Source organism: Ruegeria sp. C2, from assembly GCF_056537765.1.
Genome location: NZ_JBQFRZ010000011.1, coordinates 65,422 through 83,887, shown reverse-complemented (window position 1 = coordinate 83,887; position 18,466 = coordinate 65,422). Strand labels below are relative to the sequence as shown.

The window sequence follows — 18,466 nt, the reverse complement described above, 5'->3', positions numbered from 1 at the left end:
TCTCCCGAGCGTCCAACCGTCTCTCCGGCCCGTCTCCGCCGTTCCCAGCGTCCCAACAACCACCTCAGCAGCGCCGGTGAAGGGCGTTCTAAGTATATCGCCAAGAAGCCGCAAGCAGAAAAATCGAAAATCGGCAAAAAATCTTCAAGTTTCTATTTTTACGTTAAAAAACATATAGTTAATTCCCGCCCCTCCAGATGAGTTGCGCGATCAATGGCGTCATCCGTAAACAAATCGCCCTGCAGATCACTTATGCACGCAGTTACCGACAGACTCGCCTTCGAGTCAGGCGGAATCGACCTGCCGCAACCGAACAAGAAAAGCGGAAACAGGCAGACGCAGGCTCAGCAGACCCAAAACGATCACGAGATAGACCAGCGGTTCGATCTGGAAACCCTTCGCCAACATCACGTAATGCAACGCGCCTAGAATCGCAGCCGGATAAACCAGGCGATGCAACTTGCGCCATCGTGGGCCAAGACGGCGGACCGACCAGTTGTTTGACGTGATCGCAAGCGGCAGCAACAGGACAAAAGCAGCCATCCCAACCGTGATATAGGGACGCTTAACGATGTCCGCCCAGATCTGACTGGGGATCTGAACATCCAGAACCAGCCAGACCAAGAGGTGCAGCGAGACATATGAGAATGTCAGAACGCCAATAGCACGACGGAACTTCATCAGATTTATTCGGGCGAGTCGTCGCAATGGCGAAATCGCGAGACCTAGAATCAAGAGCTGTAACGCGAGTTCCCCGAAGCGATGCTCCAACGCCTCAATTGGTTCTATACCAAGACCCCCTGTCATGCCTTGATAAAACAACCATGGCGCAGGAAGCGCGCCCACCAGGTACACTACCCAAACAGGGATACGACGCAGAATATCGTTGAGGCGTTGCATGATCTCAGTAGTATTTCGCCAAATCCATACCTTCGTAAAGGCTGGCAACGTCTTCTTCATACCCATTGAACATCAGGGTCGGGATACGTTTGGCGAATAAACCACCGCCGATTTGTCGTTCCGAGGCCTGAGACCAACGCGGGTGATCCACGTTTGGGTTCACGTTGCTGTAGAATCCATACTCGCGCGGGCCAGCCATGTTCCAGCTGGTCAGAGGCTGGGTATCCGTCAGAGTGATACGTACTATGGATTTGATCGACTTGAAGCCATATTTCCACGGCACAACCAGACGAAGGGGCGCGCCATTCTGGTTCGGGATCGGTTTGTCGTAGATTCCCGTGGCCATGATGGTCAGCGGATGCATCGCTTCGTCCAGTCGCAGTCCTTCGCGATAAGGCCACTCCAGCACCGGATATGCGACACCAGGCATTTCGTCCGGACGATAGGCGGTCTCGAACGCGACATATTTCGCGCCCTCCTGAACACCCGCCATATTCAGCAGATCAGCCAGTTCGAAACCATTCCACGGAATGACCATCGACCACGCCTCGACACAACGGAATCGATAGATACGCTCCTCAACCGTCATTTCGGACATGATGTCGTTGAAGTCATATTCGCCGGGGCGGTCGACCAAGCCATCAATCTGCACGCTCCAGGGCTCGGTTACCAGCGTGTGGGCATATTTTGCCGGGTCATCCTTGCGGGTGCCGAACTCATAATAATTGTTGTACGAGGTGACCTCTTCCCAGGTGTTCGGCTCAAGCGTTTCAGCCGCTGCCGCCGGTCGCGCCAGACCTGCCAGCCCCACACCCGCCAGTCCGGCCATCACTTGCCGCCGGTTCAGAAACGCCGCCCGAGGGGTGACGTCGGCATGTGTCAAAGTATTGGTCCAGCGGTGCGCCATGTAAGTCTCCGTTAACAGTCTGCCTCAGGAACGAGGTAGTCTGCTCATAGCACAGTGCCAAGGAAACAAGCGTAACGATTGAGAGACGAGATTGTAACGTAGAGAGCGGGCAATTGAGCGCACATGCCCCCGCTGGCGTGAGTTCGGTGGACTTGCGCCTCTTGAAACCGCCTGAACTCTTTTTGGATAGCAACGGGCCTTGAAAGAGATCCGCTGACTGCTTCTTCGTTCTGCTTTCCGGACGATCTGAGTCCTGTTGTGAACGCTCCGGTCTGTGACAGCACAGAGGATCGGAAAATACTGGGCGGGCAAAAAATGTCTCTCGAGGAGTTTCTCAAATGCACAGACTAGTTTCCGTTCTCGCCGTTGCCATGGCCATGACAGGCGCGCAGGCTTCGGCACAGGAAATCGCGGATATGAGCGATCTGGAATACGCCCATATCGCCTATACCGCCGACAATATCGATATCCGTTATGCGCATCTGGCGCTGGCCCTATCGGAAAATCCCGATATCCATGAATTCGCAAATACCATGATCCGCGACCATACTGCTGTGAACGCCGCCGCACTTGGATTACTTGATAAGCTGGGGGCTACCGCACAGGATAACGCATTCAGCCAGACACTGAATGCCAATGCCGAGAAGATCATCGACAATCTTTCGCAACTGCGCGGGGCCGAGTTCGATGCGGCATATGCCGCCAATGAGCTGGCCTATCATCAGGCGGTGAACGAGCTGGTCGAAGGCACCATGATCCCCAACATCGACAACGCCGAGGTCAAGGCGCTGTTCGAACAGGGGCTTGAGATATTCAAGGCCCATGAAGGTCATGCCGAAGTGATGGTCGAGTCGCTGAATTAATGCCACGCACCATCATGCGGCGCACGTTTCTTGGAGGGGCGGTGGTTTCAGCAACCGCCCTGACACTTTCAGCGCGCGCGGAGCAAGCCGCCAAGGTGCATGAAGTGACGATCAAGCGTTTCACCTATGAGCCAGAGCAAATCGAGGTTCGAGTCGGAGACATCATCCGCTGGACCAATCTGGACATCGCTCCTCACACTGCTTCAGCCGACGACCTGAGTTGGGAGACCAAGGAACTGAAGCGGAATGAAAGCGCCGAGATCACCGTCGAAGACGGGATGGTGTTGACCTATTTCTGCGTGTTCCACCCGCATATGAAAGGAACGGTCAGAATTGTATGATCTGACTTTAAAAAAGGCCCGCCATATCGGCGGGCCTTTCAGGTTCTGTCAGTTAATGCACCACGGCATCATCCGGGCGTGGACGATCAGACGTTCCTAACCGATCGCCGATGATCAGGCCGTCAGAACCAGCTGACACAGGAACTGTCTCGCCATCCTTGATCTCACCGGCCAGTAATGCTTCGGCCAGCGGGTTCTGCAAGGCACGTTGGATCACGCGCTTGAGCGGGCGGGCACCAAAAACCGGATCATAGCCTTCGTTCGCCAGCCATTCCTTGGCACCATCATCCAATGCCAGCTCAATCTTGCGGGCGGCAAGACGTTTCTGCAAACGCGCCATCTGGATATCGACAATGCCATCCATATCGGCGCGCTTGAGCCGGTCAAAGATGATGGTTTCGTCCAGACGGTTCAGGAATTCGGGCCGGAAATGCGCCCGGACCGCATCCATCACATCCCGCCGCGCCTGCGCACTGTCCGCGCCCTCGGGCAATTGGCTGAGCGCCTGAGACCCGAGGTTCGACGTCAGGATGATCAGCGTCTGCTTGAAGTCGACGGTGCGACCCTGACCATCAGTCAGAACACCATCGTCAAGCACCTGCAACAGCACGTTGAACACATCAGGGTGCGCCTTTTCGACCTCGTCAAACAGCACGACCTGATAGGGCCTGCGCCGCACAGCCTCGGTCAGCACACCGCCTTCGTCATAGCCGACATAGCCCGGAGGGGCACCGATCAGGCGGGCGACTGCGTGTTTCTCCATGAACTCGGACATGTCGATGCGCACCATCGCGTTGTCATCGTCGAACAGGAAGTTCGCTACGGCCTTGGTTAATTCGGTCTTACCCACACCGGTCGGACCGAGGAACAGGAACGAGCCCAGCGGGCGGCCCTCATCATTCAGGCCCGCACGCGCACGGCGCACGGCGTTGGCCACGGCGGTTACCGCCGCATCCTGACCGATCACGCGGGAATGCAGGTCGTCTTCCATCCGCAGCAGTTTCTCGCGCTCACCTTCCAGCATTTTCGAGGTCGGGATACCGGTCCAGCGTTCGACCACAGAGGCGATCTGTTCCGGACGCACCGTTTCCTCGGCCATCATGGCGTTGCTTTCGGCGTTTTCGGCCTCGGTCAGCTTTTTCTCAAGCTCGGGGATGACGCCATAGGACAGCTCACCGGCTTTCGCGAGGTTGCCTTCGCGCTTGGCAATCTCCAGATCAGCGCGCGCTTTGTCGAGCTGTTCTTTCAGATCGCGCGCACCGGCCAGCTTATCGCGTTCGGCCTGCCATTGAGCAGTCATCTCGGCGGATTTCTCCTGCAGGTCGGCCAGATCCTTTTGCAAGGTTTCCAGTCGATCCTTGGAGGCCGCGTCGTCCTCAAGCTTTAGCGCCTCTTCCTCAATCTGCATCTGCAGGATCTGACGATCCAGTTGATCGAGTTCCTCGGGCTTGGAGTCCACCTCCATCCGCAGACGCGATGCCGCCTCATCTACAAGGTCGATAGCTTTGTCGGGCAGGAAGCGATCGGTGATATAGCGATGCGACAGGGTCGCCGCCGATACCAAGGCCGAGTCTGAAATCCGCACGCCATGGTGCAGTTCATACTTTTCCTTGATGCCGCGCAGGATGCTGATAGTGTCCTCGACCGTCGGCTCGGTGACCATCACGGGCTGGAACCGGCGCGCCAGGGCCGCGTCTTTTTCAACGTATTTGCGATACTCATCCAGCGTGGTCGCACCGATACAATGCAGCTCACCCCGGGCAAGCGCAGGCTTGATCAGGTTTGCGGCATCCATAGCGCCGTCGGATTTACCGGCGCCGACAAGCGTGTGCATCTCGTCGATGAACAGGATGATCTCACCGGCGGCTTCGGTCACCTCGGTCAGAACGGCCTTGAGGCGTTCTTCGAACTCACCGCGGTATTTCGCACCAGCAATCAAAGCACCCATGTCGAGCGCGAGCAGCTTCTTGTCCTTCAGCGATTCCGGCACGTCTCCATTAACGATGCGCAGAGCCATACCCTCGGCAATCGCGGTTTTACCAACGCCGGGTTCCCCGATCAGAACGGGATTGTTCTTGGTGCGGCGCGACAAAACTTGCATCGAACGGCGGATTTCCTCATCCCGACCGATGATCGGATCGATCTTGCCTTCAGCCGCAGCCTCGGTCAGGTCGCGGGCGTATTTCTTGAGCGCGTCATACCCCTCTTCCGCCGATGCGGTGTCAGCGGTGCGGCCCTTACGAATGTCGTTGATCGCTTCGTTCAGTTTCTGAGCGGATACGGCTCCGGCTTCCAACGCCTCTTTGGCTTTGGACTTTACCATACATAGCGCCATCAACACGCGCTCGACCGGCACAAAGCTATCGCCTGCTTTGTTGGCGATCTTCGCGGCCTCATCCAGAACCTTGGCGGTCTGGCCGTCCATGTAAATCTGACCCGCGTCGCCGCTGACCTTCGGGATCTTGCCAATTGCGGCGTCCAACGCCTCGACCACGCGGTTTGGCGCACCACCCGCGCGTGTAATCAGGTTGCTCGCCAGTCCCTGATCGTCGTCCATCAGTGCTTTCAAAATATGTGTGGGTTCCAGCCTCTGGTGCCCCTCGCGCATCGCAATCGTTTGCGCGGCCTGCACGAATCCCCGTGCCCGCTCGGTGAACTTGTTCAAGCCCATTTTATTCTCCTTTTCTTAAGCGCCCCGTTTTGATGCGCCCGCTTGGCGGCACGCGTCGGTCGAAGCCTCACATTCAATTTGGGAAATATTGGCGTGTATTCAAGACCGTTTCCCTACAATAACCCAGTCAACATTCTGCGCTTGCAAAGCCATGGGGATTTGCCACAAATCAATGATACCGAACCGGTTTTGGGAACACCTCGCGATGATTTCACTCAACGACCTCGGCAACTGCATTGCAGAACAATGGTCACCCGTTATCGGCGACCCGAGCCCGGTCGGATGGCTGACAGTTGCGGCTTATGGCGTCACCGCTCTTTTATGCCTGCGCGCAGCACGCAGCTCCGGCGTTCGATGGTTCTGGCTGCTTCTGTCTTTGCTGTTGTTCGCCCTGATGATCAACAAGCAGCTTGACCTGCAATCCGCTCTGACCGCCAGCGCCCGCTGCCTCTCACACATGCAGGGCTGGTATCAGGATCGCCGCTCGGTCCAGGTCGGCTTTATACTGGCGGTGATCTTCTGCGGTTTCTGGGGCGCGCTGGTCAGCCTTTGGTTTCTTCGCAAGCATCTGCGCCAGGTCGGCTTGGCCCTGATAGGGTTCATTGCCCTGATCTGTTTCGTGTTGATCCGCGCAGCAGGGTTTCACAAATTCGACACCCTGCTGAATGCAGATTTCCTGTTCATCCGTGTCAATTGGCTGTTGGAACTGTCAGGTATCGGCCTGATCGCCCTCAATGCCTATTGGGTGACAAGACGCCGTCAACCCCGTGGGATTGAATAGACGGAGTAACCGCCCGTTTCCGCCATCTTCTGGGCATTATACATCTCAAGCAGCGATTGCTCGGCGCTGCTACCGGTAGGGCATGAAACCAGATCCGCCGTGTGATCCAGAAACTCGCCGGTAAAGGGGCTTTCTCCTGTGAGCTGGCACCAGTCATCCTCTGACCGATAGCCGCCCACCAGGGGAAGGTTGTCATTGGTCGGGGCCGGGGCCACGCCGGTATCTGGAGGATCGTTTTGCGGGGTGTCATCACAGGCGGCCAGCATCAGCGCTGCGCCAATCGCTACTATCTTCTTCATCATTCTGTCCCTTGCTTTGAATTGCCGCAACATAGCACAGCAAGGAAATTTATGCGTGAACTGCATCACCCAGCCTTCCTGCATGGACAGAACGCCCCGAACCCGTTACGACGCAGACGTTTGCCAAAAAGGAGTCCACCTATGTCCGATGACCGCCTGATCGTTGCCCTCGATGTTCCTAACGCGTTGCAGGGACTGGCCATGGCCGAACGGCTGGGGGATGCTGTGTCCTTCTACAAAATCGGATTGGGTATGCTGACAGGCGGCGGGCTGGCGCTGGCCAATGAGCTGAAGCAGGATCACGGCAAGCGTATTTTTCTGGACATGAAACTGTTCGATATCGGCAATACGGTTGAGAACGCAGTGCGCGGATTGGCACAGTTTGATCTGGATTTCCTGACCGTGCATGGCGATCCGCATGTGGTGCGGGCGGCCAAAGAAGGCGCCTCGGGCAAAGACCTGAAGATTTTGGCTGTAACCATTCTGACCTCATTGAACCGTGACGATCTGGATGCCAGCCTGCTGAAGGCCGGTGATGTGCAGGAATTGGTCGTCGAGCGCGCCGCACGCGCGCTGGAGGCCGGGGCCGACGGTGTTATTGCCAGCCCGCAAGAGGCCGCCTTGATCCGCGCCCTGCCCCAGGCGGACGGCCGCTTGATCGTCACTCCCGGCGTTCGGCCTGCGGGCGCTGCTCTGGGCGATCAGAAACGTGTGGCAACCCCAGCGAGTGCGATCGGAGATGGTGCGGATCATATCGTCGTCGGAAGACCGATCTATCAGGCCGACGATCCCAAAGCGGCAGCAGAAGCTGTTCTGAACGAGTTAAATTCTTTGACACGGCATTGAATCCCGCACGGAATCGCCCGGCATTTACGATAGCAACTGCAGACAACCAGTTGACCTTAGGTCAATTTTTACCCTTTCTGCGCCAAATCGCCCCTGTGCCCGAAAACACACATCAAATATGCGAGTTTTTCGATCCGATGCTTACACCTATCGAAAACAGCAGTTTTAAGCGATTCTAAGCACAAGACACTCCCCAACGGACTGTGACTTCCTGAGGTCCGTTACCTTCTCCCCCCGCTGCCGCGGGGGGTTTTCTTGTCAGTAGACACTCCCCCACCCCGACCCAATCCTTTGAACCGGGACCTGTGCTGTTATAAGACTGGTCCTGACCTGAACCGTGTGAAAAACGGGAAACCGAATGCCCGGTCTTTGCCGAGATTGCCTGACCACACTGACCGACGAACGGCGTTGTCCGTCCTGCGGCAGCCCGCGTGTGAAATCCCATCCCGAACTGTTTGACCTGACCATCGCGCATATGGATTGCGATGCATTTTATGCCTCGGTCGAGAAACGTGAAAATCCCGATCTGGCGGACAAGCCGGTGATCATCGGTGGCGGTAAGCGCGGCGTGGTCTCCACCGCATGCTACGTGGCCCGCATTCGCGGCGTGCGTTCGGCCATGCCGATGTTCAAGGCGCTGACGCTCTGCCCTGATGCGGTGGTGATTAAACCTCGCATGTCGCTTTATGCCAGCGTCTCACGCGAAATTCGGGCGATGATGGACGATCTGACGCCGGATGTGGAACCCCTATCGCTGGATGAAGCCTTTATGGATCTCTCCGGTACCGCGCGGCTGCATGGCGCACCGCCTGCTGTGATGCTGGCCCAGCTCGTCAAGCGGATGAAGGATGAGTTAGGACTGACCGGCTCCATCGGACTGAGCCACAACAAATTTCTGGCCAAGGTAGCCTCGGACCTCGACAAGCCGCGCGGGTTTTCGGTTATCGGCAAGGCAGAGACTGCCGAGTTCCTGCATGACCGACCCGTGCGCCTGATCTGGGGCATTGGCCCGGCGGCGCAGGAGACGCTGGAACGGGCGGGCATCCGCACCTTCAGCGACCTGTTGCGCTGGGATCAGGAGGCGTTGACGGCGCGGTTTGGATCAATGGGGTATCGTCTATGGCATCTCGCCCGAGGGCAGGACAAACGTCGGGTCTCGGCCCATACACCGATGAAGTCGATCAGCAACGAGACCACGTTTTTCGAAGATACTGCCAGCACGGACGTTCTGGACGGACATATCTGGCGTATGTCCGAGAAGGTAGCCGACCGGGCCAAGGCCAGAGGGCTGGCCGGGCGAGTGGTGACACTCAAGCTGAAACAGGCCAATCACAAGATCATAACGCGGAGGGTCTCTCTGCGCGATGCGACCCAGATCGCCGACCGAATCTATCGTACTGCGCGCAACCTTTTTGATCAGGTGGGTGATCAGGGGCCCTATCGCCTGTTGGGATGTGGCCTGTCCGATCTGTGCCCAGAGGATCAGGCGGATATCTCGGGTGATTTGCTCGACCCCGGTGCAGCACAACGCTCGCAGGCCGAACGGGCCACTGATGAAATCCGGCGACGGTTCGGAACAGATGCTATCGTGAAGGGGCGCGCGCTGCGTTAGCCTATTCGGCCGCCAGCTGTTGTGTCTCAGATCCGATGGCAGCAATATCCGCCGTCACCTGCCGCAACAGGTCGCGGAAGGCCTGGAAATTACCATTGGGCTGGATCGTTCCTTCATTCATATAGAGCGACCTGTCAATCTCGATCTGAATGGCGTGCTGATGACGCGCCGGGCGGCCATAGGTCTGGGTGACATAGGCCCCCGCGAAGGGCGTATTGCGCACCACATTCAGCCCGACCGAGGCAAAGGCCGCTTCGATCTGGTCCACAATCACACCCGAGGCAGAGGCTCCGAACCGATCCCCCAACACAATCTCGGGCCGCGAACTGCGTCCGCTGTTGGCCATGGCGACCGCCTCATGTGGCATCGAGTGGCAATCGATCAGGATCGCCTGCCCGAAGGCCGCGTGCGATTCGGCCAGAAGCGACTTGAGGCGCTGATGATAAGGCCGCCAATAGGTATCGATGCGCAGCCGTGCCTCGTCCATCGTCAGCTTGCCATTGTAGATCGCGCGCCCGTTCGCCACGACGCGCGGAATCACGCCCAGCCCCGAAGCGACGCGAGGGTTATGCCCATGGCGGCGGGCGCCTTGGATCAAGGCAGGGTCCAGCTCATCCGCGCTGCGGTTCAAGTCGAGATATGCGCGCGGCATAGCTGCAGCCAGCAAAGGCGCACCAAAGGTGGCGGCAGAATCGAACAGTTGATCGACATAAGCATCTTCGGACGACCGAATCGCATGCCGGTTCAGCACCGACCGCTTCAAAAGCGAGCCCGGATAGGTCCTGCCGCTATGCGGAGAGGCAAATACCACGCAAGACGTGCGCTTGGCGGGCATATCCAGTAGGTAGGCGGCATTGGACGAAGGTTTGGTCATGGGCTCTCCGTTATTCGCATTGAACATAGACCGGAAAATAGTTCTTCCAAACCCCTTGATCCCCCCAACGACTCCTTTTATAGACCCCGCTACCGGCGCGGGGTTCCGCGCCCCATTTCGTTATGGGGTAGGTCACGCGACGGTTTCATGGGCGGTTAGCTCAGCGGTAGAGCACTTCGTTGACATCGAAGGGGTCACAAGTTCGATCCTTGTACCGCCCACCATGATTCACTGTTCCGGGCTTCCGGGGCACCCGACTAACCCAGGCGCTGGCCACGTCTTTGATGAAGGCGCCGCAGATTGGAGACAGACCCATGAAGGTCAAGAACTCGCTCCGCTCGCTCAAGAACCGGCACCGTGACTGCCGGGTTGTGCGTCGCAAAGGCCGCGTCTACGTGATCAACAAGACGCAGCGCAAGTTCAAAGCTCGCCAGGGCTAAGAACTGCACATTCCGAATAGAAGAAGCCGCGCCTTCGGGCGCGGTTTTTTTTTGTGCCTGTACCAGCGATGCGAAATGGCAGACCACGCGAATGCCATCAATCCATTCGGCTCTGGCCAGCAAGGTAATAGGTGGCCCAATGCCCAAGCACCTGACCTCAGCCCCGAAACATAAAAATATGGCGTGACCATTTGACCGACCAATTTTGTCGGAATTCCTTGCATCCCGCTCAGAATCGTTTAATTGACCAAATCAGTCGGGTTATAACCCGCAGCGTATTCTAATGTTGGGACACATCATGCTGAAATCTTCCACCTGTATCGCCACCGCCCTAACGGCACTGATTGCGACATCTGCTGTCGCCGAAGGCGAACTGAACCTCTATTCGTCGCGTCACTATGATACGGATGAGAGGCTGTATTCCGATTTCGAAGAAGCAACCGGCATCACCATCAACCGCATCGAAGGCAAGGCCGATGAGTTGATCGCGCGCATGGAGGCTGAAGGCGCAAACTCGCCCGCCGACATCCTGCTGACCGTCGATACCTCGCGTCTGGCGCGCGCCAAGAATGCCGACCTACTGCAGACGATCGACAGCGCCATTCTGGAAGAGCGTATTCCGGCCAACCTGCAGGACGAAGATAACCAATGGTATGGCTTCTCGCAGCGCGCCCGGATCATCTTCTTTGACAAGAATGAGGTCGCCAATCCACCCGCAAGCTATCTGGATCTGGCCAAGCCCGAATACAAAGGCCTGGTCTGCATCCGCTCTTCCAGCAACACCTATAACCAGACCCTGCTGGCTGCGATCATCACCAACCACGGTGCTGAGGCCGCAAAAACCTGGGCTGAAGGCGTCGTCGCCAACATGGCGCGTGAACCTCAGGGCGGTGATACTGACCAACTGCGCGGCATCGTATCCGGTGAATGCGAGATTGCCGTTTCGAATTCCTACTACTTTGCGCGCGCTATCCGCAGGGACGTCAAAGGTCTGAGCGCTGATATGGACATGATTGGCGTGCAATTTCCGGCACAGGATGCCGAGGGTGCACACATGAACTTGTCGGGCGCAGGGGTTGCGGCGAACGCTCCGAACAAGGAAAACGCGATCAAGTTCCTTGAGTATCTGGCCAGCGACCAGGCTCAGGTCTACTTCTCGAACGGCAACGACGAATTCCCGGCGGTTAAAGGAGTGGCTCTGGCCGAGAACGTGGCCTCGTTGGGCGATTTCAAGGCGGATGAAGTAAACCTGTCTGAAGTGGCCAAGAACATCCCTGAGGCGCAGAAAATTTTCAATGAAGTTGGCTGGAAGTAAGCCTTCGCTTCACCCGAGAAATTGAAAGAGCGTAGCGCCTGCTGCGCTCTTTTTTATTGTGTTCATGATATCTGTTAGCCAATAATCCCAAATATGAACATGATTCTCGTATTTGAACAATGCTAGATGAACTCTCCTTCCGGCTCGCTACACGGCTGAAAGAGCTGCGCCAGGGGCGCGGCTGGTCGCTTGACCAGCTTGCCGAACATAGCGGCATAAGCCGCGCGACGCTGTCTCGGATGGAAAAGGGGGGTGTCAGCCCGACGGCGGAAACGCTGGGCCGATTGTGTGCCGCCTATGGCTTGCCCATGTCGCGCCTGCTGATGATGGTCGAAGACAGTTTCGACCCTCGCATCCCCCTTGAGCGCCAACCCGAATGGCGCGATCCCGAGACCGGTTTCACTCGCCGGTCCGTCTCACCACCCGCTGCCGGGTTGAGCGGCGAAGTCATGGAAGGTCAGCTGCCCCCAAACACTATAATCAGCTATGACACCCCCCCAAAGCCCGGGCAGGAACATCACCTGATCATGCTGGACGGGGAACTGACGCTCACGGTGGATGGCGTCGATCACATTCTCAATGACGGGGATTGCCTACGCTATCATCTATCCGGAGCAACCCGGTTCCAAACCGGGCCAGCGCGCGGCGCCCGTTATCTGTTGGTACTGATATGATCACACGATTGTCTGCTGCCTATTTTGACGAAGCGCTCGAGGATCTGACGGATATCCTTCATAGCTGCGTCCACACTGGCGCCAGCATCGGCTTTATCCTGCCATTCTCAAAGGAGGATGCCCGCAGCTACTGGCTGGGTCGGGTAAGGCCGGATTTGCAGATCGAAGCGTTAGATTTATTCGTCGCTTATGATAGGGGCGGCATACTTGGAACAGTGCAGCTGATCCCCGCCGTCATGCCAAACCAGCCGCATCGCGCTGATGTCGCCAAGCTATTGGTCCATCCTCAGGCTCGCCGACGCGGATTAGGTCGGGCACTGATGGAAGCATTAGAGGACCGGGCGCGCGATTTAGGGCGAACGACGCTGGTGCTGGATACCCGCAGCAGCGACCCTTCGCGTCTGCTCTACCAATCGCAGGGCTTTCATATTGCCGGAGAGATTCCGAACTATTGCCGCAACCCCATCGAGGATCGGTTGGAGCCGACCACCTATATGTATAAGCAACTGACCTAACCGCCGGTTTTGCGTACATTGACGGTAAAGCAATATCTAATCCCCCGCACGGCCTTGATGAATGTTAGTGCCGAAGGGGTGAGTTCAATCTTTTTCCGCAGTCGCGCAACATGCAGGTCGATCATCCGACCGCTTACGATTATCTCGCCCTCGCGCCTTATACAGTAAACTGATTGCGCGGACCGAGAGCACCTTAGCCGTCGATATCAAGCGCCAGCGCATGAATGCGTGGCACGATATCATCCAGCGCTTTGTGCACCGCGCGATGGCGCGCGACGCGGGATTGCCCCTGAAAAGCTTCCGCCCGGATACGGACGTTGAAATGGCTCTCTCCGCCCTCTTGGTACCCCGCGTGACCGCGATGGCTTTCGCTGTCGTCTACAACGTCCAGCTCACGCGGATCAAATGCTGCCTGCAGGCGGTCACGGATTTCGTTGGTCACGCTCATTTTTATGCTCATCGGCAAATTAATTGCCGTCCCCCTCTTCTACTTTCGGCTGCTTAGATTAAACTGCTGCCTCCGAGTCGAAAAGATGCGTTCGTGAGGTTGAGCAGATGGTGAAGTCAGATCCCTTTGGATTCGATATGTCCGTGTCCAGCGCGAAGAAAAAGAAGCCGCGCGGGCGTCGGGGCATGTCGGGCGCGTCCGAGACCTCGACGCGTATTTGCGATCATGAGGGCTGTGAAGAGGCAGGCAAGTTCCGCGCGCCCAAAGCGCCGGATGTGCTGGACGACTTCTTCTGGTTCTGCCAGCAGCACGTGCGCGAATATAACCAGAAATGGAATTTCTTCGACGGCACCACCGAGGCCGAGCTAAACGCGCAGCGTTCCAAGGACAAGGTCTGGGAGCGTGAGACCAAACCCATGGGTGACCCAGAGGCCCGCGCCTGGGCACGCTTGGGCATCGAAGACCCGCATCAGGTGCTGGGTGAGAACGCCACGAAGAATCCCGGTCGCGCCAATTCCGGCGGCCGCCGCCTGCCCCCGACCGAGCGCCGGGCGATCGAAATTCTGGAGGCGCAGGATAGCTGGTCGAAGGCCGAGATCCGCAAAGCCTACAAGAAGCTGATCAAAGTGCTGCACCCGGACATGAACGGCGGCGACCGGTCGCAGGAAGAACAGCTGCAAGAGGTCGTCTGGGCTTGGGATCAGATCAAGGACAGCCGTAGCTTCAAGTAGCGTCGGCCTTTTGGCGGCCCTTTATTAGCGGTAGAGCAGTGAGCTGATGTTTTCATGAGAACTGTGTGCCGCAAGGTGCATTGGGCAGTTTTGAGCCCTGAGAGGCTCGTTCTGATCACCTGTCTTTCTGCAAGGCTTTGAAAAGCGCCATAACATGCTCTTCCCCATAGCCGGCTTCGATGGCTTTCTCGAATAACCTGCCAAAGTAGTCCGGAAACTCGGAGTTCATACCAGCATCCAACGATTGCCGTCTCAGCAATTCAAGTGAGCCCTGCGAAACTGAAAGTGTGGCGGTTCGTTGGTCATATGTGCCATCGCGTATTGTTCCGACATGATGCTGAATTCTCGGGTTATTTGGGAACATCGAGATAAACTTCTGAAGTTCGATCCCCTCTACACGGCAAACGTTTGCAGCGTGAAGCATTCCGGCAAACTCACCGAAACGAATTGATAACCAGGCCAGATCAAGTGTGGACGCCGCTGCTATGTCGTCCCCAAGGAAGTCTATTCTTTCGCCCAGGCAGTCAAAGAGTGATGCAACTTGTTCAAATGTGGCCGTCGGGCCAGAGATAAGTATTCTGCCGTCTTTGGTCCCTATGCTTTGGGGGCCGCAGTGAATTGCTCCGTCCAAATAGCTCGCGTTTTTTTCTGCCAACCAATCTCTGGCCTCTCTGGCCTGTTTTGGCAGACACGTGCTGAGCTGGACTATCGTCCGATTATCGAGCAGCGGTTGCACGCGGCTGTCTCCAAGAAGGGAAAAAATAGACGTGGGATCATCCACGCATATGATCGTTGTGGGGCTTGCGGCTACGGCATCAGAGATAGATTGAGCGACGGCGACGTTTTCACCTTCAAGCGCCATGGCTTTTTCGATTGAACGGTTCCAAACAGTGAGAGAAATACCTGACTTCCGATAGGTCTTGGCTATCGCAGAACCCATCATCACTAACCCAATAACCGTAACTTCGCTCATGACAAAACCTCCAGTAAAATGGCGTTATGGACAGGTTGATAGTATTGGCAATGGGCACGTCGGCCATGGTCAGCCCCGTCGCGCCTACGGGCGTCAGCGATACCAAACGCTCAGAGTGCGCTAAGCGCCGCCTGCGTTGACGCTCCATCAACCCCGATAAGGCCAGTTTCAAAGAAAAATCCTCTCAGCTTTTGACAGGCGCGGCTTTCCCTTGCCCTTGCTTGCAATATGTTGCACCACACACGGGTTCAAACCCGGTGAGCGGGCCATAGGATAAGGACAAGGCGCATGGCTGACGGATCGATCGACATCAACGCAAAACCTACCGAGGATATCTCGGTCCGTGAGGTGTTCGGCATTGACAGCGATATGGCAGTCAAGGGCTTTGCCGAGCGCAGTGACCGAGTACCGGTGATCGACCATACCTATAAGTTCGACCCCGAGACTACACTCGCGATTTTGGCGGGCTTTGCTCACAATCGTCGGGTGATGATCCAGGGCTATCACGGCACCGGGAAGTCGACCCATATCGAACAGGTTGCGGCGCGTCTGAACTGGCCTGCCGTTCGCGTGAACCTCGACAGCCACATCAGCCGGATAGACCTGATCGGCAAGGACGCAATCAAGCTGCGCGACGGCAAACAGGTCACCGAATTCCATGAAGGCATCTTGCCTTGGGCGCTGCGCAACCCTGTAGCCATCGTATTCGACGAATATGATGCGGGCCGTGCGGACGTGATGTTCGTGATCCAGCGCGTGCTGGAGCATGACGGCAAACTGACCCTGCTGGACCAGAATGAGATTATTACGCCGAACCCCAACTTCCGCCTGTTCGCAACCGCGAACACCGTTGGTCTGGGTGATACCACTGGCCTCTATCACGGCACGCAGCAGATCAACCAGGCGCAGATGGACCGCTGGTCGCTGGTCTCGACGCTGAACTATCTCAGCCATGATGCCGAGACGATGATCGTGCTATCCAAGGCTCCTCACTACAACACCGAGAAAGGCCGCAAGACCGTCAGCCAGATGGTGACGGTCGCTGACCTAACCCGGACAGCTTTCATGAACGGTGATCTGTCGACTGTGATGAGCCCGCGGACCGTGATCAACTGGGCCCAGAATGCCGAGATCTTCCGCGATGTGGGTTACGCCTTCCGTCTGTCTTTCCTGAACAAATGTGATGAGCTGGAGCGTCAGACAGTAGCCGAGTTCTATCAGCGCTGTTTTGACGAGGAGTTGCCTGAAAGCGCCGCCTCTGCGAGCTTGGGCTAAGGACCTGAATTGCGCCCTTGCGGGGCGCAATGCCTCCGGCGGGGATATTTTTTGGCCAGATGAAGAGGGATCCGGTTTCGCTTTGAGATATCGGATCGCTGCAACACAAAGGGCGTCTGAACATGGTGCAGAAGAACGACAATCCTGCTGATCCGTTCAAGAAGGCTCTGGCCGAGGCCACCAAGGTTATGGCCGACGACCCCGAATTGTCGGTGACCTATACGGTTGATCCATCGGGCATGACGGGCGAGTCGATGCGACTGCCGCAGGTGTCGCGGCGGATGACACGGGAAGAGGTGTTGCTGGCCCGTGGCACGGCGGATGCATTGGCGTTGCAGCGTAAGTATCATGACGACGCAACCCATGCGCGTTATGCGCCCCCGGGCGATATGGCCCGCGATTTGTACGAGGCCATGGAAGTCGCGCGCTGCGAGGCGATGGGCGCGCGGGATATGCCCGGGACGGCGTCCAATATCGACGTCAAGATCGGGCATGAGGCGATCAGGCGTGGTTATGATCAGTGCAAGCAGCCTGCGGATGCGCCTCTGGCCGTCGCGGCGGGTTATCTGATCCGGCATCTGGCAACGGGACGCGACATGCCTCCGGCGGCGGAAAATGTCATGAATCTGTGGCGCGGATTTATTGAGGAACAGGCTGGCGGCGTTCTGGAAAACCTTGATGAGGTGCTCTCGGATCAGGCCGATTTTGCCAAGTTCGCGCGCCAGATGATCAAAGATCTGGGCTATGGCGACCAGTTGGGGGACGACCCCGATGAACTGGATGACGAGCAGGAAGATCAGGCCGAGGATGACGCCGAAGAACAGCCCGATCCCGACAGCACCGGGCAAGACGATCAAGAAGAACAGGACGCCGACGCCAACCCGGAACAGTCGCAGGAAGAGCAGCAGGACCAATCTCAGGCTCAGGTCTCGATGGATGAGATGGCCGAGGATGAGATGGGCGATGAGGCCGAGATGCCCGAAGGCGAGGCCCCGCTGGAGCCACCTGCCCCGCCGCCCGCATCCGAGGCTGATCCGGACTATAAGGTCTATTTGAACAGCTATGACGAAGAGATTGCCGCTGAAGATCTGGCGGAACCGGCAGAGCTGGAACGTCTGCGGGCTTATCTCGACCAACAGCTTGAACCCCTGAAAGGCGCGGTGAGCCGTCTGGCCAACAAGCTGCAGCGTCGCTTGCAGGCACAACAGAACCGGTCCTGGGAGTTCGACCGCGAGGAAGGCATTCTGGATGCCGGGCGTCTGGCACGTGTCGTCGCGAACCCCACGACTCCGCTGAGTTTCAAGGTCGAAAAAGATACGGAATTCCGCGATACCGTGGTGACGCTGCTGCTGGACAATTCGGGTTCGATGCGCGGGCGTCCTATCTCCATCGCAGCGATCTGCGCCGATGTTCTGGCGCGGACGCTGGAGCGTTGCAATGTGAAAGTCGAGATTCTGGGCTTTACCACTCGCGCATGGAAAGGTGGGCAGGCACGCGAAGCTTGGCTCAACGATGGCCGACCGCAGCAGCCCGGGCGTCTGAACGATCTGCGCCACATCATCTACAAGGGTGCCGATGCGCCATGGCGTCGGGCGCGGCCCAATCTGGGCCTGATGATGAAAGAGGGTCTGCTGAAGGAAAACATCGACGGTGAGGCGCTGGAATGGGCACATCGCCGGATGCTCGCGCGGCGTGAGGCGCGCAAGATCCTGATGGTGATTTCAGATGGCGCACCGGTCGATGATTCAACGCTCAGCGTCAATCCAGCCAACTATCTTGAGAAACATCTGCGTGACGTGATCGCCATGGTGGAAAAGCGCAAGATAGTGGAATTGTTGGCCATCGGGATCGGGCATGATGTGACGCGGTACTATGACCGCGCAGTGACGATCACCGACGTCGAGCAGCTGGCCGGTGCCATGACCGAACAGTTGGCCGCCCTGTTCGACAGTGATCCACGCGCTCGGGCGCGGGTTATGGGGATGAAGCGGGCCAGTTAGC

General features: G+C 57.4%; 21 protein-coding genes and 1 tRNA gene. 14 read left to right on the top strand and 8 right to left on the bottom strand.

Annotated features, from left to right (window positions below; genetic code table 11):
- Positions 1 to 201 (top strand): hypothetical protein (locus ACR0IV_RS19975; protein WP_480734432.1); only part of this gene is annotated, 201 nt, incomplete at its 5' end.
- A gap of 84 nt (positions 202 to 285) precedes the next feature.
- Here ACR0IV_RS19975 and msrQ read toward each other — a convergent pair.
- Both msrQ and msrP read right to left on the bottom strand, forming a co-directional pair.
- The gene (gene msrQ, locus ACR0IV_RS19970) at positions 286 to 900 is read right to left on the bottom strand and encodes a protein-methionine-sulfoxide reductase heme-binding subunit MsrQ (RefSeq protein WP_480660584.1); all 615 of its coding nucleotides are present in this window, start codon (positions 898 to 900) and stop codon (positions 286 to 288) included.
- 4 nt (positions 901 to 904) lie between these two features.
- Positions 905 to 1,807, bottom strand: a complete 903-nt coding sequence (gene msrP / locus ACR0IV_RS19965; RefSeq protein WP_480660580.1) for a protein-methionine-sulfoxide reductase catalytic subunit MsrP — start codon at positions 1,805 to 1,807, stop codon at positions 905 to 907.
- A gap of 338 nt (positions 1,808 to 2,145) precedes the next feature.
- On the opposite strand from msrP, the gene ACR0IV_RS19960 reads away from it, so the two are divergent.
- A complete protein-coding gene (locus ACR0IV_RS19960; protein ID WP_480660578.1) occupies positions 2,146 to 2,670 on the top strand; it encodes a DUF4142 domain-containing protein in 525 nt (174 codons plus the stop codon).
- Positions 2,670 to 3,011: a cupredoxin domain-containing protein gene (locus ACR0IV_RS19955; protein WP_480660576.1), complete on the top strand. Its 342-nt coding sequence runs from the start codon at positions 2,670 to 2,672 to the stop codon at positions 3,009 to 3,011. Before ACR0IV_RS19960 ends, ACR0IV_RS19955 begins: the two co-directional genes overlap by 1 nt.
- 52 nt (positions 3,012 to 3,063) lie before the next feature.
- On the opposite strand, the gene clpB is transcribed toward ACR0IV_RS19955, so the two are convergent.
- A complete protein-coding gene (gene clpB, locus ACR0IV_RS19950; RefSeq protein ID WP_480660574.1) occupies positions 3,064 to 5,682 on the bottom strand; it encodes an ATP-dependent chaperone ClpB in 2,619 nt (872 codons plus the stop codon).
- Positions 5,683 to 5,887: 205 nt separating this feature from the next.
- On the opposite strand from clpB, the gene ACR0IV_RS19945 reads away from it, so the two are divergent.
- Positions 5,888 to 6,463 carry an isopropylmalate isomerase gene (locus tag ACR0IV_RS19945; RefSeq protein ID WP_480660572.1) on the top strand — a complete coding sequence of 192 codons (576 nt, stop codon included), beginning with the start codon at positions 5,888 to 5,890 and terminating at the stop codon, positions 6,461 to 6,463.
- On the opposite strand, the gene ACR0IV_RS19940 is transcribed toward ACR0IV_RS19945, so the two are convergent.
- Entirely contained in the window at positions 6,442 to 6,762 is a 321-nt protein-coding gene (locus ACR0IV_RS19940) for a hypothetical protein (RefSeq protein WP_480660570.1), read from the bottom strand. The two genes, ACR0IV_RS19945 and ACR0IV_RS19940, sit on opposite strands and share 22 nt — an antisense overlap.
- Positions 6,763 to 6,903: 141 nt before the next feature.
- On the opposite strand from ACR0IV_RS19940, the gene pyrF reads away from it, so the two are divergent.
- Both pyrF and ACR0IV_RS19930 read left to right on the top strand, forming a co-directional pair.
- A complete protein-coding gene (pyrF, locus tag ACR0IV_RS19935) occupies positions 6,904 to 7,608 on the top strand; it encodes an orotidine-5'-phosphate decarboxylase (RefSeq protein ID WP_480470599.1) in 705 nt (234 codons plus the stop codon).
- 358 nt (positions 7,609 to 7,966) lie between these two features.
- Complete coding sequence (locus ACR0IV_RS19930) at positions 7,967 to 9,220, top strand: DNA polymerase IV (protein WP_480660567.1); 1,254 nt, start codon at positions 7,967 to 7,969, stop codon at positions 9,218 to 9,220.
- A gap of 1 nt (position 9,221) precedes the next feature.
- Here the strand turns inward: ACR0IV_RS19930 and ACR0IV_RS19925 are convergent, their stop codons facing one another.
- Positions 9,222 to 10,094: an N-formylglutamate amidohydrolase gene (locus tag ACR0IV_RS19925; RefSeq protein ID WP_480660565.1), complete on the bottom strand. Its 873-nt coding sequence runs from the start codon at positions 10,092 to 10,094 to the stop codon at positions 9,222 to 9,224.
- Positions 10,095 to 10,243: 149 nt separating this feature from the next.
- Between ACR0IV_RS19925 and ACR0IV_RS19920 the strand changes: the two genes are divergently transcribed.
- From ACR0IV_RS19920 to ACR0IV_RS19900, 5 genes are all read left to right on the top strand, one after another.
- Positions 10,244 to 10,318 (top strand) — tRNA-Val (locus tag ACR0IV_RS19920).
- 90 nt (positions 10,319 to 10,408) lie between these two features.
- Positions 10,409 to 10,534, top strand: a complete 126-nt coding sequence (gene ykgO / locus ACR0IV_RS19915) for a type B 50S ribosomal protein L36 (RefSeq protein WP_005648635.1) — start codon at positions 10,409 to 10,411, stop codon at positions 10,532 to 10,534.
- 298 nt (positions 10,535 to 10,832) lie between these two features.
- On the top strand, positions 10,833 to 11,849 hold the full coding sequence (locus ACR0IV_RS19910; protein WP_480470602.1) for an extracellular solute-binding protein: 1,017 nt from the start codon (positions 10,833 to 10,835) through the stop codon (positions 11,847 to 11,849).
- 119 nt (positions 11,850 to 11,968) lie between these two features.
- Positions 11,969 to 12,523: a helix-turn-helix domain-containing protein gene (locus ACR0IV_RS19905; RefSeq protein ID WP_480660563.1), complete on the top strand. Its 555-nt coding sequence runs from the start codon at positions 11,969 to 11,971 to the stop codon at positions 12,521 to 12,523.
- Entirely contained in the window at positions 12,520 to 13,038 is a 519-nt protein-coding gene (locus ACR0IV_RS19900) for an N-acetyltransferase family protein (RefSeq protein ID WP_480660561.1), read from the top strand. The genes ACR0IV_RS19905 and ACR0IV_RS19900 overlap by 4 nt, the downstream gene beginning before the upstream one ends.
- On the opposite strand, the gene ACR0IV_RS19895 is transcribed toward ACR0IV_RS19900, so the two are convergent.
- Both ACR0IV_RS19895 and ACR0IV_RS19890 read right to left on the bottom strand, forming a co-directional pair.
- Entirely contained in the window at positions 13,035 to 13,163 is a 129-nt protein-coding gene (locus ACR0IV_RS19895; RefSeq protein WP_480660559.1) for a hypothetical protein, read from the bottom strand. The two genes, ACR0IV_RS19900 and ACR0IV_RS19895, sit on opposite strands and share 4 nt — an antisense overlap.
- Before the next feature lie 68 nt (positions 13,164 to 13,231).
- Positions 13,232 to 13,486, bottom strand: coding sequence for a BolA family protein (locus tag ACR0IV_RS19890; protein ID WP_480660557.1), 255 nt, complete (start codon positions 13,484 to 13,486; stop codon positions 13,232 to 13,234).
- 107 nt (positions 13,487 to 13,593) lie between these two features.
- Here ACR0IV_RS19890 and ACR0IV_RS19885 point away from each other — a divergent pair, with 107 nt between their 5' ends.
- Positions 13,594 to 14,217 (top strand): DnaJ domain-containing protein, encoded by a 624-nt coding sequence (locus tag ACR0IV_RS19885; RefSeq protein ID WP_170716335.1) that lies wholly within the window; start codon positions 13,594 to 13,596, stop codon positions 14,215 to 14,217.
- 115 nt (positions 14,218 to 14,332) lie between these two features.
- On the opposite strand, the gene ACR0IV_RS19880 is transcribed toward ACR0IV_RS19885, so the two are convergent.
- Positions 14,333 to 15,190: an NAD(P)-dependent oxidoreductase gene (locus tag ACR0IV_RS19880; protein WP_480660555.1), complete on the bottom strand. Its 858-nt coding sequence runs from the start codon at positions 15,188 to 15,190 to the stop codon at positions 14,333 to 14,335.
- 288 nt (positions 15,191 to 15,478) lie between these two features.
- On the opposite strand from ACR0IV_RS19880, the gene cobS reads away from it, so the two are divergent.
- Both cobS and cobT read left to right on the top strand, forming a co-directional pair.
- A complete protein-coding gene (gene cobS / locus ACR0IV_RS19875; protein WP_480470607.1) occupies positions 15,479 to 16,465 on the top strand; it encodes a cobaltochelatase subunit CobS in 987 nt (328 codons plus the stop codon).
- Between the two features lie 122 nt (positions 16,466 to 16,587).
- Complete coding sequence (cobT, locus tag ACR0IV_RS19870) at positions 16,588 to 18,465, top strand: cobaltochelatase subunit CobT (RefSeq protein ID WP_480660553.1); 1,878 nt, start codon at positions 16,588 to 16,590, stop codon at positions 18,463 to 18,465.
- Position 18,466: the final 1 nt, after the last annotated feature.

Excerpts from the sequence above, each read along its gene's own strand:
- cobS (WP_480470607.1), top strand. The coding sequence starts at position 15,479 with ATGGCTGACGGATCGATCGACATCAACGCAAAACCTACCGAGGATATC.
- ACR0IV_RS19900 (WP_480660561.1), top strand. The coding sequence starts at position 12,520 with ATGATCACACGATTGTCTGCTGCCTATTTTGACGAAGCGCTCGAGGAT.
- ACR0IV_RS19960 (WP_480660578.1), top strand. The coding sequence starts at position 2,146 with ATGCACAGACTAGTTTCCGTTCTCGCCGTTGCCATGGCCATGACAGGC.
- ACR0IV_RS19940 (WP_480660570.1), bottom strand. The coding sequence starts at position 6,762 with ATGAAGAAGATAGTAGCGATTGGCGCAGCGCTGATGCTGGCCGCCTGT.
- ACR0IV_RS19930 (WP_480660567.1), top strand. The coding sequence starts at position 7,967 with ATGCCCGGTCTTTGCCGAGATTGCCTGACCACACTGACCGACGAACGG.
- msrP (WP_480660580.1), bottom strand. The coding sequence starts at position 1,807 with ATGGCGCACCGCTGGACCAATACTTTGACACATGCCGACGTCACCCCT.
- ACR0IV_RS19925 (WP_480660565.1), bottom strand. The coding sequence starts at position 10,094 with ATGACCAAACCTTCGTCCAATGCCGCCTACCTACTGGATATGCCCGCC.
- ACR0IV_RS19895 (WP_480660559.1), bottom strand. The coding sequence starts at position 13,163 with ATGATCGACCTGCATGTTGCGCGACTGCGGAAAAAGATTGAACTCACC.
- clpB (WP_480660574.1), bottom strand. The coding sequence starts at position 5,682 with ATGGGCTTGAACAAGTTCACCGAGCGGGCACGGGGATTCGTGCAGGCC.
- ACR0IV_RS19945 (WP_480660572.1), top strand. The coding sequence starts at position 5,888 with ATGATTTCACTCAACGACCTCGGCAACTGCATTGCAGAACAATGGTCA.
- ACR0IV_RS19880 (WP_480660555.1), bottom strand. The coding sequence starts at position 15,190 with ATGAGCGAAGTTACGGTTATTGGGTTAGTGATGATGGGTTCTGCGATA.
- ACR0IV_RS19910 (WP_480470602.1), top strand. The coding sequence starts at position 10,833 with ATGCTGAAATCTTCCACCTGTATCGCCACCGCCCTAACGGCACTGATT.
- pyrF (WP_480470599.1), top strand. The coding sequence starts at position 6,904 with ATGTCCGATGACCGCCTGATCGTTGCCCTCGATGTTCCTAACGCGTTG.
- ACR0IV_RS19955 (WP_480660576.1), top strand. The coding sequence starts at position 2,670 with ATGCCACGCACCATCATGCGGCGCACGTTTCTTGGAGGGGCGGTGGTT.
- ACR0IV_RS19905 (WP_480660563.1), top strand. The coding sequence starts at position 11,969 with ATGCTAGATGAACTCTCCTTCCGGCTCGCTACACGGCTGAAAGAGCTG.
- ACR0IV_RS19890 (WP_480660557.1), bottom strand. The coding sequence starts at position 13,486 with ATGAGCGTGACCAACGAAATCCGTGACCGCCTGCAGGCAGCATTTGAT.
- ACR0IV_RS19885 (WP_170716335.1), top strand. The coding sequence starts at position 13,594 with ATGGTGAAGTCAGATCCCTTTGGATTCGATATGTCCGTGTCCAGCGCG.
- cobT (WP_480660553.1), top strand. The coding sequence starts at position 16,588 with ATGGTGCAGAAGAACGACAATCCTGCTGATCCGTTCAAGAAGGCTCTG.
- ykgO (WP_005648635.1), top strand. The coding sequence starts at position 10,409 with ATGAAGGTCAAGAACTCGCTCCGCTCGCTCAAGAACCGGCACCGTGAC.
- msrQ (WP_480660584.1), bottom strand. The coding sequence starts at position 900 with ATGCAACGCCTCAACGATATTCTGCGTCGTATCCCTGTTTGGGTAGTG.